Annotated in this window: 13 protein-coding genes and 4 tRNA genes; 10 read left to right on the forward strand and 7 right to left on the reverse strand. The window is 67.3% G+C overall.

The features are described from left to right. Positions 1-92: 92 nt before the first annotated feature. The 3 genes from B4915_RS03415 to thrS form a co-directional block, all read right to left on the reverse strand. The gene (locus B4915_RS03415) at positions 93-857 is read right to left on the reverse strand and encodes a YebC/PmpR family DNA-binding transcriptional regulator (RefSeq protein ID WP_105804426.1); all 765 of its coding nucleotides are present in this window, start codon (positions 855-857) and stop codon (positions 93-95) included. Between the two features lie 64 nt (positions 858-921). After that, positions 922-1,494, reverse strand: coding sequence for an HIT family protein (locus B4915_RS03420; protein WP_105804427.1), 573 nt, complete (start codon positions 1,492-1,494; stop codon positions 922-924). Then, the gene (gene thrS / locus B4915_RS03425; protein WP_219845082.1) at positions 1,482-3,407 is read right to left on the reverse strand and encodes a threonine--tRNA ligase; all 1,926 of its coding nucleotides are present in this window, start codon (positions 3,405-3,407) and stop codon (positions 1,482-1,484) included. The genes B4915_RS03420 and thrS overlap by 13 nt, the downstream gene beginning before the upstream one ends. Positions 3,408-3,636: 229 nt before the next feature. On the opposite strand from thrS, the gene B4915_RS03430 reads away from it, so the two are divergent. Continuing rightward, complete coding sequence (locus B4915_RS03430) at positions 3,637-4,455, forward strand: AAA family ATPase (protein WP_105804429.1); 819 nt, start codon at positions 3,637-3,639, stop codon at positions 4,453-4,455. 57 nt (positions 4,456-4,512) lie between these two features. On the opposite strand, the gene B4915_RS03435 is transcribed toward B4915_RS03430, so the two are convergent. Continuing rightward, entirely contained in the window at positions 4,513-5,538 is a 1,026-nt protein-coding gene (locus B4915_RS03435) for an NADP-dependent oxidoreductase (RefSeq protein WP_105804430.1), read from the reverse strand. A 158-nt stretch (positions 5,539-5,696) separates the two neighbouring features. After that, the gene (locus tag B4915_RS03440; RefSeq protein ID WP_105804431.1) at positions 5,697-6,086 is read right to left on the reverse strand and encodes a DUF1304 domain-containing protein; all 390 of its coding nucleotides are present in this window, start codon (positions 6,084-6,086) and stop codon (positions 5,697-5,699) included. A 96-nt stretch (positions 6,087-6,182) separates the two neighbouring features. On the opposite strand from B4915_RS03440, the gene B4915_RS03445 reads away from it, so the two are divergent. Then, positions 6,183-6,761, forward strand: a complete 579-nt coding sequence (locus B4915_RS03445) for a TetR/AcrR family transcriptional regulator (RefSeq protein WP_105804432.1) — start codon at positions 6,183-6,185, stop codon at positions 6,759-6,761. Between the two features lie 43 nt (positions 6,762-6,804). Here the strand turns inward: B4915_RS03445 and B4915_RS03450 are convergent. Then, positions 6,805-6,877, reverse strand: a tRNA-Val gene (locus B4915_RS03450). A 101-nt stretch (positions 6,878-6,978) separates the two neighbouring features. Then, complete coding sequence (locus B4915_RS03455) at positions 6,979-7,974, reverse strand: hypothetical protein (protein WP_245907322.1); 996 nt, start codon at positions 7,972-7,974, stop codon at positions 6,979-6,981. Positions 7,975-8,171: 197 nt separating this feature from the next. On the opposite strand from B4915_RS03455, the gene B4915_RS03460 reads away from it, so the two are divergent. The 8 genes from B4915_RS03460 (at position 8,172) to B4915_RS03495 (ending at position 13,096) form a co-directional block, all read left to right on the forward strand. After that, positions 8,172-8,247: transfer RNA gene (locus tag B4915_RS03460), tRNA-Gly, on the forward strand. A gap of 45 nt (positions 8,248-8,292) precedes the next feature. Then, positions 8,293-8,363, forward strand: a tRNA-Cys gene (locus B4915_RS03465). A 27-nt stretch (positions 8,364-8,390) separates the two neighbouring features. Then, positions 8,391-8,462, forward strand: a tRNA-Val gene (locus B4915_RS03470). A gap of 288 nt (positions 8,463-8,750) precedes the next feature. Beyond that, positions 8,751-8,978, forward strand: coding sequence for a helix-turn-helix domain-containing protein (locus B4915_RS03475; RefSeq protein ID WP_181158444.1), 228 nt, complete (start codon positions 8,751-8,753; stop codon positions 8,976-8,978). Between the two features lie 90 nt (positions 8,979-9,068). Further along, entirely contained in the window at positions 9,069-9,755 is a 687-nt protein-coding gene (locus B4915_RS03480; protein ID WP_105804435.1) for a hypothetical protein, read from the forward strand. Positions 9,756-9,812: 57 nt separating this feature from the next. Further along, positions 9,813-10,115 (forward strand): hypothetical protein, encoded by a 303-nt coding sequence (locus tag B4915_RS03485; protein WP_105804436.1) that lies wholly within the window; start codon positions 9,813-9,815, stop codon positions 10,113-10,115. 370 nt (positions 10,116-10,485) lie between these two features. After that, positions 10,486-12,009, forward strand: coding sequence for a hypothetical protein (locus B4915_RS03490; protein WP_146120020.1), 1,524 nt, complete (start codon positions 10,486-10,488; stop codon positions 12,007-12,009). An 88-nt stretch (positions 12,010-12,097) separates the two neighbouring features. Then, entirely contained in the window at positions 12,098-13,096 is a 999-nt protein-coding gene (locus tag B4915_RS03495) for an HNH endonuclease (protein WP_105804438.1), read from the forward strand. Positions 13,097-13,223: the final 127 nt, after the last annotated feature.

A 13,223-nucleotide genomic window follows, 5' to 3' on the forward strand; every position in this document is an offset into this window, starting at 1 on the left:
TCCTGCGCACGCGGCGCTGGGCGCGATGCGTTGCCCAGAGCGCCGAAGCGGGGTCCACACCGATGATGCGAGCCACGGCGGGCGCTCCCCCGCTACTCGTCGTTCGCGAGCTCGGCCTGCACCTCGGCGCTCAGGTCGAAGTTGGAGAAGACATTCTGCACGTCGTCGCTGTCCTCGAGCGCGTCGATCAGGCGGAACACCTTGCGAGCCGTGTCCGCGTCGATCTCCACCTTCAGATTTGGCACGAACTCGGCGTCGGCCGAGTCGTAGTCGATGCCGGCGTCGACGAGCGCGGTGCGGGCGGCGACCAGCTCGGATGCCTCGGTGATGACCTCGAAAGCCTCCCCGTTCGGCGTCGGGGTGACCTCTTCCGCGCCGGCCTCGAGCACGGCCATGAGGACGTCGTCCTCGGTCGTGCCCTCCGCGGGCACCGTGATGACGCCCTTACGGTTGAAGTTGTAGGCGACGCTGCCGGGGTCGGCGAGGGTGCCGCCGTTGCGGCTGAGGGCGGTGCGCACCTCCGCGGCCGCACGGTTCTTGTTGTCGGTGAGGCACTCGATCATCAGCGCCACGCCGTTCGGGCCGTAGCCTTCGTACATGATCGTCGTGTACTCCACGGCGTCGCCGGTGAGGCCGGCGCCGCGCTTGATGGCGCGGTCGATGTTGTCGCCGGGAACCGAGTTCTTCTTCGCCTTGTGCACGGCGTCGGCGAGGGTCGGGTTGCCCGCGATGTCGGCACCGCCGATGCGGGCGGCCACCTCGATGTTCTTGATGTACTTCGCGAAGGCCTTGGCCCGCTTCGCGTCGATGACGGCCTTCTTGTGCTTCGTCGTTGCCCATTTGGAGTGTCCGGACACGGGAGCTCCTTCGTCTGTGTGTCTGCGTGAAAACTAGTGTAGGGATCTGCGGTGCGCCGCGGCCTCAGCCGGCGGATGCGGTGCCGGCCGGTCCGGGGTCCACGGGCCAGGCGGCGGCGATGGAGGCGCGCACGTCCCCGAGGAGCTGCGGCAGGGCTTTCGTCTTCGCGATGATCGGGAAGAAGTTGTGGTCGGAGGCCCAGCGCGGCACGATGTGCTGGTGCAGGTGGGCCGCGATGCCTGCCCCCGCGATCTCGCCCTGGTTCATGCCGATGTTGAAGCCGTCGCAGCCCATCACCTCGCGCGCGACACGCATCGCCGTTTGGGTGAGCGCGCCGATCTCCGCGACCTCTTCATGGCTTGCCTCGTCGTACTGAGAGATGTGCCGGTAGGGGCACACGAGCAGGTGCCCGTTGTTGTAGGGGAAGAGGTTGAGCAGCACGTAGGCGGTCGTGCCGCGCGCGACGATGAGCGCGTCCTCGTCGCTGCGGGCGGGAGCGGCGCAGAACGGGCAGTCGTTGTGGTCCGGCTGGTGATGGTCAGCCACGTACACCATGCGGTGCGGCACCCACAGGCGCTGCAGCTCGTCGGGGGTGCCCACGGCCCCCGACTCGGCCAGGGACTCTACTCGGTCCATGCCGTCGAGACCTGCTCGTGCGCGTCGATGGAGCCGACGATCCGCTCGATCGCCTCCGCCACGGGCACGCCGTTGAGCTGCGTGCCGTCGCGGAAGCGGAAGCTGACGGCGCCGGCTGCGCGGTCGTCCTCCCCTGCGATGAGCTGGAAGGGCACCTTCGCCTTCGTGTGGGTGCGGATCTTCTTCGGCATCCGGTCGTCGCTGTGGTCGACCTCGGCCCGCACGCCGCGTTCGTGCAGCTGCGCGATGACCCCGTCGAGGTACTCGCCGTACTGCTCGGCGACGGGGATACCCACCACCTGCACGGGCGACAGCCACACCGGGAACGCCCCGGCGTAGTGCTCCAGCAGGATCGCGAAGAAGCGTTCGATGGAGCCGAAGAGCGCGCGGTGGATCATGATGGGGCGGTGCTTCTCGCCGTCCGCTCCGGTGTACTCGAGCTCGAAGCGCTCGGGCAGATTGGGATCGACCTGCACCGTGGAGAGCTGCCACACGCGGCCGATGGCATCGCGCGTCTTGAGGTCGATCTTCGGGCCGTAGAACGCGGCCTCGCCCGGCACCTCGGTGAGCTTGAGCCCGGAGGCGAGGGCCACCTGGCGCAGCGCATCCGTCGAGCTCTCCCAGAACTCGTCCGTGCCGATCCACTTGTCCTTCTCGTCGTCCCGCATGGACAGTTCGAGTTCGAAGTCGGTGAGACCGAAGTCGCGCAGCATGGAGATGATGAAGTCGAGGACCTTCCCCGCCTCCTCCTGCAGCTGATCCGGGGTGACGAAGAGGTGCGAGTCGTCCTGCGTGAAGCCGCGCACGCGGGTGAGCCCGTGCAGCGCGCCCGAGCGCTCGTAGCGGTAGACCGTTCCGTTCTCGGCGAGTCGCAGGGGCAGATCACGGTAGCTGCGCGAGCGCTCCTTGTAGATGAGGATGTGCATCGGGCAGTTCATGGGCTTCAGGTAGTAGTCCTGGCCCTGCTTGACCACGTGGCCGTCGTCGTCCGCGACCTCGTCGAGGTGGATCGCGGGGAACATGTCGTCCTTGTAGTTGACGAGGTGGTTCGACTGCCAGAAGAGGTCTTCCTTCGAGATGTGCGGCGTGTACACGTAGTGGTAGCCCGCCGCGATGTGGCGCCGGCGGGCGTGCTGCTCCATCTCGCCGCGGATGATGCCGCCGCGCGGGTGCCACACCGACATGCCGGAGCCGATCTCGTCCGGGAAGGAGAACAGGTCGAGCTCCTTGCCGAGCTTGCGGTGGTCGCGCTTCGCGGCCTCCTCCAGGCGCGTCTGGTAGGCCCGCAGCTCGTCCTTGCTCGGCCAGGCCGTGCCGTAGATGCGCTGCAGCATGGGGTTCTTCTCGCTGCCGCGCCAGTAGGCTCCCGCCGAGCGCATCAGCGACCAGCCGTTGCCGATGATCCGCGTGTTCGGCACGTGCGGGCCGCGGCACAGATCCTTCCAGCAGAGCTCGCCGGTCTTCGGGTCGATGTTGTCGTAGATCGTCAGCTCGGCGCCGCCGACCTCGACGCTCTCGCCGTTCTCGTCGCCCGCTCCGCCCTTCAGGCCGATCAGCTCGAGCTTGTAGGGCTCCTCGGCCAGCTCGGCACGCGCCTCCTCCTCGGTGACGACGCGGCGCACGAAGCGCTGACCCTGCTTGATGATCCGCTGCATCTCCTTCTCGATGAGCCGGAGATCCTCCGGCGTGAAGGGCTGCGCGGGATCGAAATCGTAGTAGAAGCCGTCGGTGATGGGGGGACCGATGCCGAGCTTCGTCTCGGGGTTGATGCGCTGCACCGCCTGCGCGAGCACGTGCGCGGCCGAGTGGCGCAGGATGCTGAGCCCCTCCTCCGAGTCGATCGTCACCGGCTCGACCGTGTCCGACTCCGTCACCTCGGTCGCCAGGTCGCGCAGTTCGCCGCCCACGCGCATCGCGACGATCGATCGATCGGTGAACAGGGAGAAGCCATCGGCCACGGGTGAGCTCCTTCGAGAGGGAATCGCTGACCACACGATTCTAGTCCGGTCCCCCGACACGGACGGCTCTCCTGACCTCTCCCCCTGCCTGCTCCCCCTCGAAGCGAGGGCGCGGCGGCGCCTTCGACGATTCTGCCGGCCTCCCGACCCGGGGCCTGTCGGGGGTGCCCGCTAGCCTGAGCGCATGACTCGGATCGATGACGAGGCGCAGGCCCGCGAGCGGGAGCGGGCGCGACGAGCGGCTGACTGGCAGACGGACGCCCGCCGGGTGCGGCGCGTACGCGTCTTCCGCGACGCCGCGATCGACGAGACGCGCTGGCCCGCCACGATTCCCGCAGTGCGCGCATTCTTGCGCGTCGCAGGCGGCGAAGGCTGGGAGTTCTCGCCCGGGGTGACCTTCCTGGTGGGCGAGAACGGATCGGGGAAGAGCACCCTGCTGGAAGGCATCGCCGAGGCGGTCGGTCTGCCGGCCGAGGGCGGCAGCACGAACGGGGGTCGCGCGAGCGCGGGCATCGAGTCGCCGCTCGGCGAGTGGCTGCGCGTCGAGCACGGTCTGGCCTCCTCGCGGTGGGGCTTCTTCCTGCGGGCCGAGACGATGCACGGCTACTACTCCTATCTCGAAGATCTCGCCGAGTTCGGGAGCCCGGATCCGAGCTATCACCGCATGAGCCACGGCGAGTCCTTCAACACGATCCTGTCGGAGAAGCTCGATCCCGAGCGCTTCGTGACCGGTCTTGCGCTGCTCGACGAGCCCGAGGCGGGTCTCTCCTTCACCTCGCTGCTGAGCTGGCTCTCAGCCCTCGACCGTATGCGTGCCCGCGGCACCCAGGTGATCTGCGCCACGCACTCGCCGATCCTCACCTCACTCCCCGGTGCCACGATCCTCGAACTCGGCGACTGGGGCATCCGCGAGGCTGCATGGGGGGAACTCCAGCTCGTCGATCATCACTGCCGCTTTCTCGACGCTCCCGAGCGCTACTTACGCCACCTCCTCGCGGAATAGGGCGCGCATCACCCCCGCCCAGGTGACGCGCGCCCTCCTCGCGCCGAGCGTTCCGGCTCAGCTCTCCAGATCGGCGATGCGCACGAGCATCTTGCCGGTGTTGGCGCCCCGCATCATGTCGAGGAAGGCATCGACCGCGTGGTCGATGCCGTCGACGATCGTCTCGTCGTAGGCGATCTCGCCCGCCGCGAACCAGGCCGCCATCTTCTCCTGGAACTCGGGCGCCAGCTGCACGTAGCGGCCCAGGGTGAAGCCGCGCAGGGTGAGCGCGCGCGTGATGATGTTCGCCATGTTGTCGGGCCCGGCGGGCTTCTCGGTCGTGTTGTAGCCCGCGATCGCACCGCAGAGCGCGATCCGCCCGCCGTCGTTCATCACATCGAGGGCCGCTTCCAGGTGGTCGCCGCCCACATTGTCGAAGAAGACGTCGATGCCTTCGGGGGCGATCTCGGCGAGCTGCTCGCGGACGGGGGCGTCCTTGTAGTTGAATGCTGCGTCGTAGCCGTACTTCTCGGTGAGCAGGGCGACCTTCTCGGCCGATCCGGCCGAGCCGATCACGCGCTTGGCGCCGAGCAGCCGCGCGATCTGGCCCGCCGCCGTGCCGACGGCCCCGGCTGCGCCCGAGACGAACACCGTGTCGCCCTCGCGCATCCCGGCCACCGCCGTGAGGCCGACGTATCCCGTCATCCCGGTCATGCCGAGGATGCCCAGCCGCACCGAGAGCGGCACGCCCGGCAGTTCAGGAACGGCGCGGAAGGCGGAGGCGTCCGCCTGAGCGATGTCGCGCCAGCCGAGGTCGTGCTGGACAAGCGTGCCCACCGGCAACTGCTCGGCAGCGGACTCGATGACGCGGCCGATCGCTCCGCCGGTCATCGTCTCTCCGAGCGCGAAGGGCGGGGTGTAGCTCTTCACGTCGTTCATGCGGCCCCGCATGTAGGGGTCGACGGAGATGTACGCGTTCTGCACGCGCACCTCGCCGGGCCGGAGGTCGCCGTACTCGACGGTGGCCGTGCGGAAGTCGTCATGCGTGGGCCAGCCCTGCGGACGGGCTGCGAGCTGGATCTGGGTGCTGGTGGTCTGCGACATGGAGCTGCCTTTTCGGGTCGGGGATCCGGGTGTGGATCCGTGGGAATCGGGGTCTGATTCGGATGATGTGCCGGGCCGACCGGCTCCCGGAGCGGTGCCGGAGCCGTCGACCGTCCTGGCTCAGCGCGGAGCGGCCGTTGATACGGGTGGTGACGGCGTCAGAGCGCGAGCCCGATCGCGAGCGTGATCACCGCGAGCGCGGGGATGACGCCCTGCTTGAGCGCGGCAGAGGCCTTGTCCGGGCTGGAGAGCAGCAGGACGAGCGCTGCGGCGGTCATGGATCCCGCTCCTGTGAACACGAGCGTGGCGCCGATGACCGGCTGAGCGGCGAGGAAGAAGACGATGCCGAGAGCCACCGTGATCGCGAGGAACAGGTTGTAGAAGCCCTGGTTGAACGCGAGCGCCTGCTGGCTCCGGGCCTGCTCGACGGTGCCGGTCCCGAACACGGCGCGGGCGCGCTCGCCGGTCCACGCGATGGACTCGAGAGTGAAGATGAAGACGTGCAGCAGCGCGGCGAGGCCGGCCAGCACGAGACTCACGACGATCATGGTGTACTCCCCCGTTTCCGCGTCTGCACGCGGCTATTGTGTATTGGTCGTTCTAGAATATACTGGAACGGTCAGTTCGTAAAGCGGGAGGCTCAGATGGGGCGGATCCAGACCTTCGACACCGTCGATGCGGTGCGCGCGGCCCGAGCCGTCTTCTGGGAGCACGGCTTCGAGGGAGCTTCGCTTCCGGAGCTGGAGCGGGCGACCGGTGTGGGACGATCCAGCATCTATCACGCCTTCGGCTCGAAGCGCGGCCTCTTCGACGCGGCGGTGCAGAGCTACCTGGACGAGGTCATCCGCCCGCGTCTGCGCCCGCTCACCGTCGCACCGGTGCAGGCCGGCGCGCTCGAGGAGTACCTGAGTGGCCTGCGCACCGCGCTGCTCGCGCAGGGCACGCTGCCCGCGACGAGCGGGTGCATGCTCGTCAACTCGGCCGGGGCGCCCATCGGGCACGACGAGGCCGTCGCGCACACCATCGCCGCGTACCGCACCGAGCTGCGGGACGCCATGCTCGCGGGAGTGCGCGCCCGGCTGCCGCAGCTCGACCCGGCAGAGCAGGAGACGCTCGCGGACAGCTGCGCCGGACTCGTCATCGCCGCCTTCGCGCTCGTGCGCGTCGACCCCGAACAGTCCGCGCGCTCGATCGACACCGCCCTCGCCCTGCTGCGCCGCTAATCCGAAACAAGAGAACCCCCGGCGGAGCCAGGGGTTCTCGGAGTGGGCGATACCAGACTCGAACTGATGACCTCTTCCGTGTGAAGGAAGCGCGCTACCAACTGCGCCAATCGCCCTCAGGCGGATCACCGATCCGCACTGCCTCAACGATCATACACGGAACGACGGACACCGAGGCGCACCTCCCCGACTGCGCCGTCATCTCAATGGACTCGGATCACTCGTCCGGGCGTGTCGTCACCGGAGCGAGCTCACTGTTGAGCTGCTGCTCGAGCTCAGAGCTCACCTCGCTCAGCGCCGCGAGCTGCTCACGCAGTGCGTTGTAGCGGTCGATATCGGCCTGCAAGCCCTCCAGCACCTCCTCGAGCTCGCCCCGCCGCGCATCCAGCTCCGAGCGGATCCGCTCGAACTCCTCCGGATCGTCGGCGAACTCCGCCCGCCCGTTCCGAGCCGCGAAATCGTTCGCCTCCGCGTTGAACTCATCCACGGCGACGTCATAGTCCGCCTTCCGGCGCTCCACCTCTTCCCGGAGCGCCGACATCTCCTCCTGCAGCTCATCAGCCCGATCCTGCAGTGCCACGAACACCGAGTGATACTCGACAAAGCGATCCACCAGGGCATCGCGATCAGACAGCCACCGGCCGAAATGCTCCTCCAGCCAGGGCGGCAGCTCCCGCACCTCCGTGCCCAGCACCGAATGCAGCTCATTCGCGAAGGCCCCGTCGGAGAGATGCTCGTAGACGGACATGCGCTCACGCAGCTCAGGGTCGTCTTCCGCCAGCCGCTCATACTCGCGCCGCAGCCGCTCAGCGAGCGCGGTCCGGTCGCCCTCCCCCAGGCGCCCATACGCCGCGTGGAGCAGCTCGTGCGCGGCCGTCACCTCGACGATCCCGTCGATCCGCTCGTCCCTCACCTCGAACAGGTGAATCCGGTCCTCCTTGTAGCAACCGAGGACGTGGCCCTGCTCGGCATGGTCGACACCCGCGCAGCGGTCGTTGAACTCCGTGCCGGCATCCACCGTGGGCCGCGTCGCCAGAAAGATCCGGTCTCCGGCATCCGTCAACGACAGATCCTCCCGGAGCTGCTCGACACGGGGCGTCGGCTCATAGCCCAAGCCCGAGAAATGATCCCGGATCTCCTGACGGTGCATCACCGCCACGATCACCGCCGCCGCAAGCACGAGCACCACAGACGCAGCGAGAAGCTGCGTCACTCTCCCCCGGGCCCGCGACGCCATGTCTCTACCGTAATGGTCCCGTGGCGATTGAGCACGAACCCGGCCCCCATCGCGAGCTCAATCTGCGGGAAAGCGGCATCGCGCCCGGCGGCGCGCCCGGGCGACCGGCACTGATTTGCGCCCGGCAAGCGACCACCCCTATAGTTATTCAGGTCGCGGCAACGCGGCAGAATGCGGATGTAGCGCAGTTGGTAGCGCATCACCTTGCCAAGGTGAGGGTCGCGAGTTCGAGTCTCGTCATCCGCTCCAGTGGCCGAGTTCATCTCGGCCGCTTGTAGTGTCAACCACTACTACGGTGGCGTGGCCGAGAGGCGAGGCAGCGGCCTGCAAAGCCGTATACACGGGTTCGAATCCCGTCGCCACCTCGCCTCATAATTGAATAGCCTTCACAGGCGCGATTGGCGCAGCGGTAGCGCGCTTCCCTGACACGGAAGAGGTCACTGGTTCGATCCCAGTATCGCGCACAGAGAGAAACCCCTGGTAAACCAGGGGTTTTCTTCGTTTCGGGGCACTGTTTGCAGCTCGCGTGGTACCTCCGTGGTACCCACGAATCGGGCGGGTGACCCTAGTTGCGCCAACAAGGGTCACCCGGTAGCGTTGTCTTCAGGCGCTAACTCTCACCCCGCCGCCGCAAGGCGAGTAGGCCGCAAGGTTGACAGACTCAGGGTGACGCCTCTCGATAAAGTTCCGCTTGACCCCCAGAGACAGGCATCCAGGTAAAGGCTCCGGCCTTTTGCTCGAAGGATGCACTCGTGGCTACTGTCAAGACTTCTCGGACCAAGGTCCGCACCGCTGATAGCGATCAGCTCACCCGCACGATCACGGACACCGCGACGCGGCTCGGTGTAAGCCACAAGACCGTCAGGCGGATGATCGACGAAGGCCGTCTGAAGACCGTTCGCCCTCTCGGCGCTGGTCGCGGCCGCCTGGTTCTCGTGACCGAGGACTCCATCCGGGCGCTGCTGGCAACCGCCGCCTGACCCCCGCAAGAGCCGTCTCAACGAAGAGACGACCCTCGCGGTATCCGGGCGTTGGCAGCGCACCGGGCGAGTGTCGTCAGAAAGATTCCTATGACCAAGAATACCAGGGGCCCGCGATACGCGGGGTTCCGTCTGACTGTTCCCGCCGACCTCGCGACGCCCGCAGACGTGGCAGGCGTGCTCGATCCGCAGCGCACGGTGCACGACTACGCCGTCGGCCTGCACGACCGCGACAGCGCAGCGCCGCACACCCAGGGTGCCATGCTGTGCCCGACGCGGGTCGCGCTCCCCGAGATGCGTCGTCGGCTCTCGCGCGGTCTCGACCTCGCCGCCGATCTGATCGACCTCGACCCTCTGGTCGCCGGTCGCGGCAGGAGCGCGCGTGACGCCTTCCTCGGGTTCGTGTCGTACCTTCCGCACGACGACGCCGGGCGGAAGACGCGCGGCAAGGCGCTCTATTCCCGCGCCTCGATCCTCGTGTCCGATCCGGGCATCTGGGATCAGGTCGACAAGTGGCGCGAGCGCCAGGCCCGGGCCTCGAAGTTGGCTCGCCCCCTCGACGAGGCCGAGACGGTCGAGCTGATGCTCATGTACGCGCACACCGACCCGGACACCGTCATGATGCGCGAGCCGCTGTTGTGGCGCGCGCCCGGTAACCGCGCCCGGTTCACGCGGGCGTACTCGGATCGCGCCGCCGCCATTCATGGCGGCGAGGACATCCCCGGTCATCTTTTCGACAGGATGCCCGCCGATCTGGTGGAGCGGCTGACCGCCTGACCTACCCCCGGCTCGCCGTCGGCGGGCCGATCACCACACAACGAGAGGAGCCACACCGTGGCATCGAAGACCAGCAAGGATTTGTTCGCCGAGGCCGCCTCGGCGCAGAAGGCAGCGAAGCTCGCGGAGGCCCGCGAGTACGAGGCGTTCGGGCGCGAGATCGCGAAGCGGTTCGCCCCGGGCGTGAGGGGCGCGACCGACGCTATCGCAGCGTCGCGGATCGCCCTGGACGGGGTGACCGTCCCCGACGATTCGGCAGGGACCGTCTCGAGCGATTCGCACGAGACGGTCCCCCCGGATTCGGACGACGAGACCGACGCGCAGCCGTCGTTCTCGTCGGGCGGCTGGAGTCGGCAGTGACGCTGCCGACCCCCACGGAGAGCCCGCGACAGTCAACAGGCTGTCGCGGTGCTCGACGTGCTACGCGCGCCGCAGACGAGGCCCCGGTGGGCTGTCGTCTGGGGTGTGCGTCGAGGCCCGCCAGGGCCGAGGAGCCCCGCAGGGCGACCGAGACACTTTGGAGCGCAGCGAAAAAGTGTCCTAGGTCGTTAATGACACTCTTAGGCGCCTGGGGTAGCGAAGCGCGGGCCCCCAGGTGAGTAAGGGTGTCGCGGCGGCGCAGCGGATGGGGTAGCGCAGCGAGGGGCCCCGTGCGATGTGACGACGCGCGACAGCACGCTTCCCGATGTACCGGGGAGCGAGATGGAGCACGCGAACGAAAGGAACTGAAGTGAGCAAAGCAGGTGCAGCAGTGGGCCGGGCGGCGTTCCGCGCGACCCACGCGAAGACGGGCGGGAAGTTCCCGCCGAAGAAGGGTTCGGCGGGCGCGCAGCCGCACGGATCGAACGAGGCGATCATCAAGGAGGCGCTGCGGTCGCTCGACCCCGAGCAGTCAAAGATCGAGGCGGCGAAGAACCCGAATATCGTGCTCGCGGATGAAGCGCTGAACGAGAACTGGGTAAACGACGGCAACGGCGGAATGAAGCCCGCGACCTCGTTCCAGGAAGCGCTCGACTACCTCGCCTCGCGCAACGCGCAGCTCTTCCGAAAGCAGACCGCGAACGACTACGAGCTGACCGAGATCGTCGTGCACCTGCCCGACAACCTCTGCATCGACGACCCCGTCAACGTGAGCTACGTGCTCGACGAGAACGGCAAGCAGGTCATCAGCGAGAAGACCGGCCAGCCGCTCACGAAGCCGCGCCGCATCGCCCGTGATCCCGACGAGGCCCGCCGCTACTTCAACGACGCTCAGGAGTTCCTCACCGAGCACGGCATCGTCGCCGGAGGCCACGACGGTCTGCACTGGCGCACCGACCAGTACAGCGAGCACAGGCCGCACATGCAGCTCGGCTTCGACAGCTATGCGGTCGATCCGAAGCACCCCGGCTTCCTGCGTAACGAGTTCTCGCGCAAGTGGTTCTCGCACCGCGATGTCGTCTACCCCGACGGGCACCCGAAGGCAGGCAAGTCGGTCAGTGGCAAGGTCAAGCTCTCGGACTACCAGACCGCGATGCGCGAGCACATGATCGAACGCGGCTGGCCGGTCGAGGCCGAGATCGACAAGGCCAACGAGGGCTCCTACCTCGGCAAGAAGAACTACGCCCGCGCCGACAACAACAGGATCATCGCCGAAGACCGTCTGGCAGCCGCACGCGAGCAGGAAGACCAGAACGCCGTCGATCTGGCCGAGCTCGAAGAAGCCGACGCAGACCTCGAAGAGCGCACGCAGGACATTGCTCAGCGCGAGACCGACTGGCTGACTCGCAAGCGCAAGCTCGACGCACGAGAGGCGGATCTCGACCGGCGCGACCAGGAGACCGCAGACGACCGTCTCGCGGCCCAGAACGAGCGCCGCGAGGCCGAGTCGCTCAACGCTGCGAAGCGGGCCGAGATCGCCCGCCTGCGCGCGCTGCGTGAGGATGTCGAGCGGGACCTTGCAGCCGCCGGACCCGCGCCGCAGCCGCCGAGTTATGACGATATGCGGGCCGAATTCCTCGGCGAGCAGTCGGCGCAGCTGACGGCGTTCGCGAAATCCCGGAAGCGCCCTGACGGCACGACGATGCTCGACGACTTCGAGGACTGGGCGCGTGCGAAGCACGCGAAGCTCACCCGCCAGGGCCAGCCGGTCGGGAGGTACGAGACCTGGCGCGACCGCACCGCCGCCGCGCAGAAGAGGCTCACCATGGCGCAGCTCAACGATGCCCCTATGCGCGCGTCTGAGCGAGACCGTGGGCACGGCTACGGGGAGTGATCAGCCCCGCCAATGTCGGGGGTGCTCGATAGTCTGAGAACAGACTTCACGAATTAAAAACACATAGCTCTACTCAGGAGGAAAACCAATGCCCAAGTGGCTCTTCATCACGTCACTGATCGTACTGCCGCTCCTTTTCGGCGCGATTCACCCGATCCTGTTCTTCCTGGCTCTGGCCGGGGTCCTCATCGCGAACCCGCTCATTTGGAAGTACCGGAAGAACAAGTACTTCAACGGTGAGGAGTTCCAGGGGCTCCGCGCTCAGATCGCCTCGGTCGTCGCCGAGCACAACGAGGTCGTGAACTACGTCGCGGAGATTCGCGGCCAGGGTGCGTTCGAGCTGGGTGCATCGTCCACCGGCCAGTACGCGCACCTCGCGAACTTCGAGAATACGTCGAACTGGAACTACCAGCGTGACCGCAACGTCGCCGAGTACGCGCCCCACGTTCACAACGCTTCGCTTCAGGTCGTGCGCAACGCGAGCATGGATCCGATCAAGTACCTGATGAAATACTTCGAGATCAAGGCGAACCAGGAGACGCTGGCCGATGTGCAGCGAGTGGCCGAGGACATCTCGCGGCTGGAGGAGGCCGTAGCGAACGTGCAGCGCCGCGAGGCTGAGATCGTCGCGATGATCAACCCGCCCGCGTTCATCCTCCAGCGGTACGCGGACGAGTTCTGGAGCCTCGTCGGCGTGCACCTCTCGCCGATCACGGTGCCGTACCCGAACTACAAGTTCCAGTACGTCTCCGCCGGTGGCAACAGCGGCCAGACGGTGAACATCAACCTGGATACCCCGACGCTCGACGCCCTTTCAGAGACGCTCGTTCAGAAGATTCGCTGGGCGAAGTCGGCTGCCGGTCAGCGCGCGCTGATGACCGCGCGCCTGCGCGGTTGGATCAAGGATCGTGACCGCCACACCTGCCAGAACCCCGCGTGCGGCGTCTCGGTCGCCGTCGAGCCGAACCTGCTCCTCGAAGTCGATCACATCATCCCCGTCTCCAAGGGCGGCCTTAGCGAGCCCGAGAACCTCCAGACGCTGTGCTGGCGTTGCAACCGCACCAAGGGCGCAAAGATGCCCGCCTGACCCCGTATCCATCAGCCCGAGCACCTCATGGACGGGGAATCCCTCGCCCGTCAGGTGCTCGGCGTGGAAGGTGGCATTACCCAGTTGTACCAGGCTGTACCCACTCGTGTACCCAGTTTGAGCCATC

The sequence above is a fragment of the Leucobacter massiliensis genome (genome assembly GCF_002982315.1).
GTDB lineage: Bacteria > Actinomycetota > Actinomycetes > Actinomycetales > Microbacteriaceae > Leucobacter > Leucobacter massiliensis.

What these genes read in the sequence shown, in the direction of transcription:
- thrS (WP_219845082.1), bottom strand. Translation starts at nt 3,407, where the DNA reads ATGCGCGTGGGCGGCGAACTGCGCGACCTGGCGACCGAGGTGACGGAG.
- B4915_RS03445 (WP_105804432.1), top strand. Translation starts at nt 6,183, where the DNA reads ATGGGGCGGATCCAGACCTTCGACACCGTCGATGCGGTGCGCGCGGCC.
- B4915_RS03440 (WP_105804431.1), bottom strand. Translation starts at nt 6,086, where the DNA reads ATGATCGTCGTGAGTCTCGTGCTGGCCGGCCTCGCCGCGCTGCTGCAC.
- B4915_RS03480 (WP_105804435.1), top strand. Translation starts at nt 9,069, where the DNA reads ATGACCAAGAATACCAGGGGCCCGCGATACGCGGGGTTCCGTCTGACT.
- B4915_RS03420 (WP_105804427.1), bottom strand. Translation starts at nt 1,494, where the DNA reads ATGGACCGAGTAGAGTCCCTGGCCGAGTCGGGGGCCGTGGGCACCCCC.
- B4915_RS03430 (WP_105804429.1), top strand. Translation starts at nt 3,637, where the DNA reads ATGACTCGGATCGATGACGAGGCGCAGGCCCGCGAGCGGGAGCGGGCG.
- B4915_RS03435 (WP_105804430.1), bottom strand. Translation starts at nt 5,538, where the DNA reads ATGTCGCAGACCACCAGCACCCAGATCCAGCTCGCAGCCCGTCCGCAG.
- B4915_RS03495 (WP_105804438.1), top strand. Translation starts at nt 12,098, where the DNA reads ATGCCCAAGTGGCTCTTCATCACGTCACTGATCGTACTGCCGCTCCTT.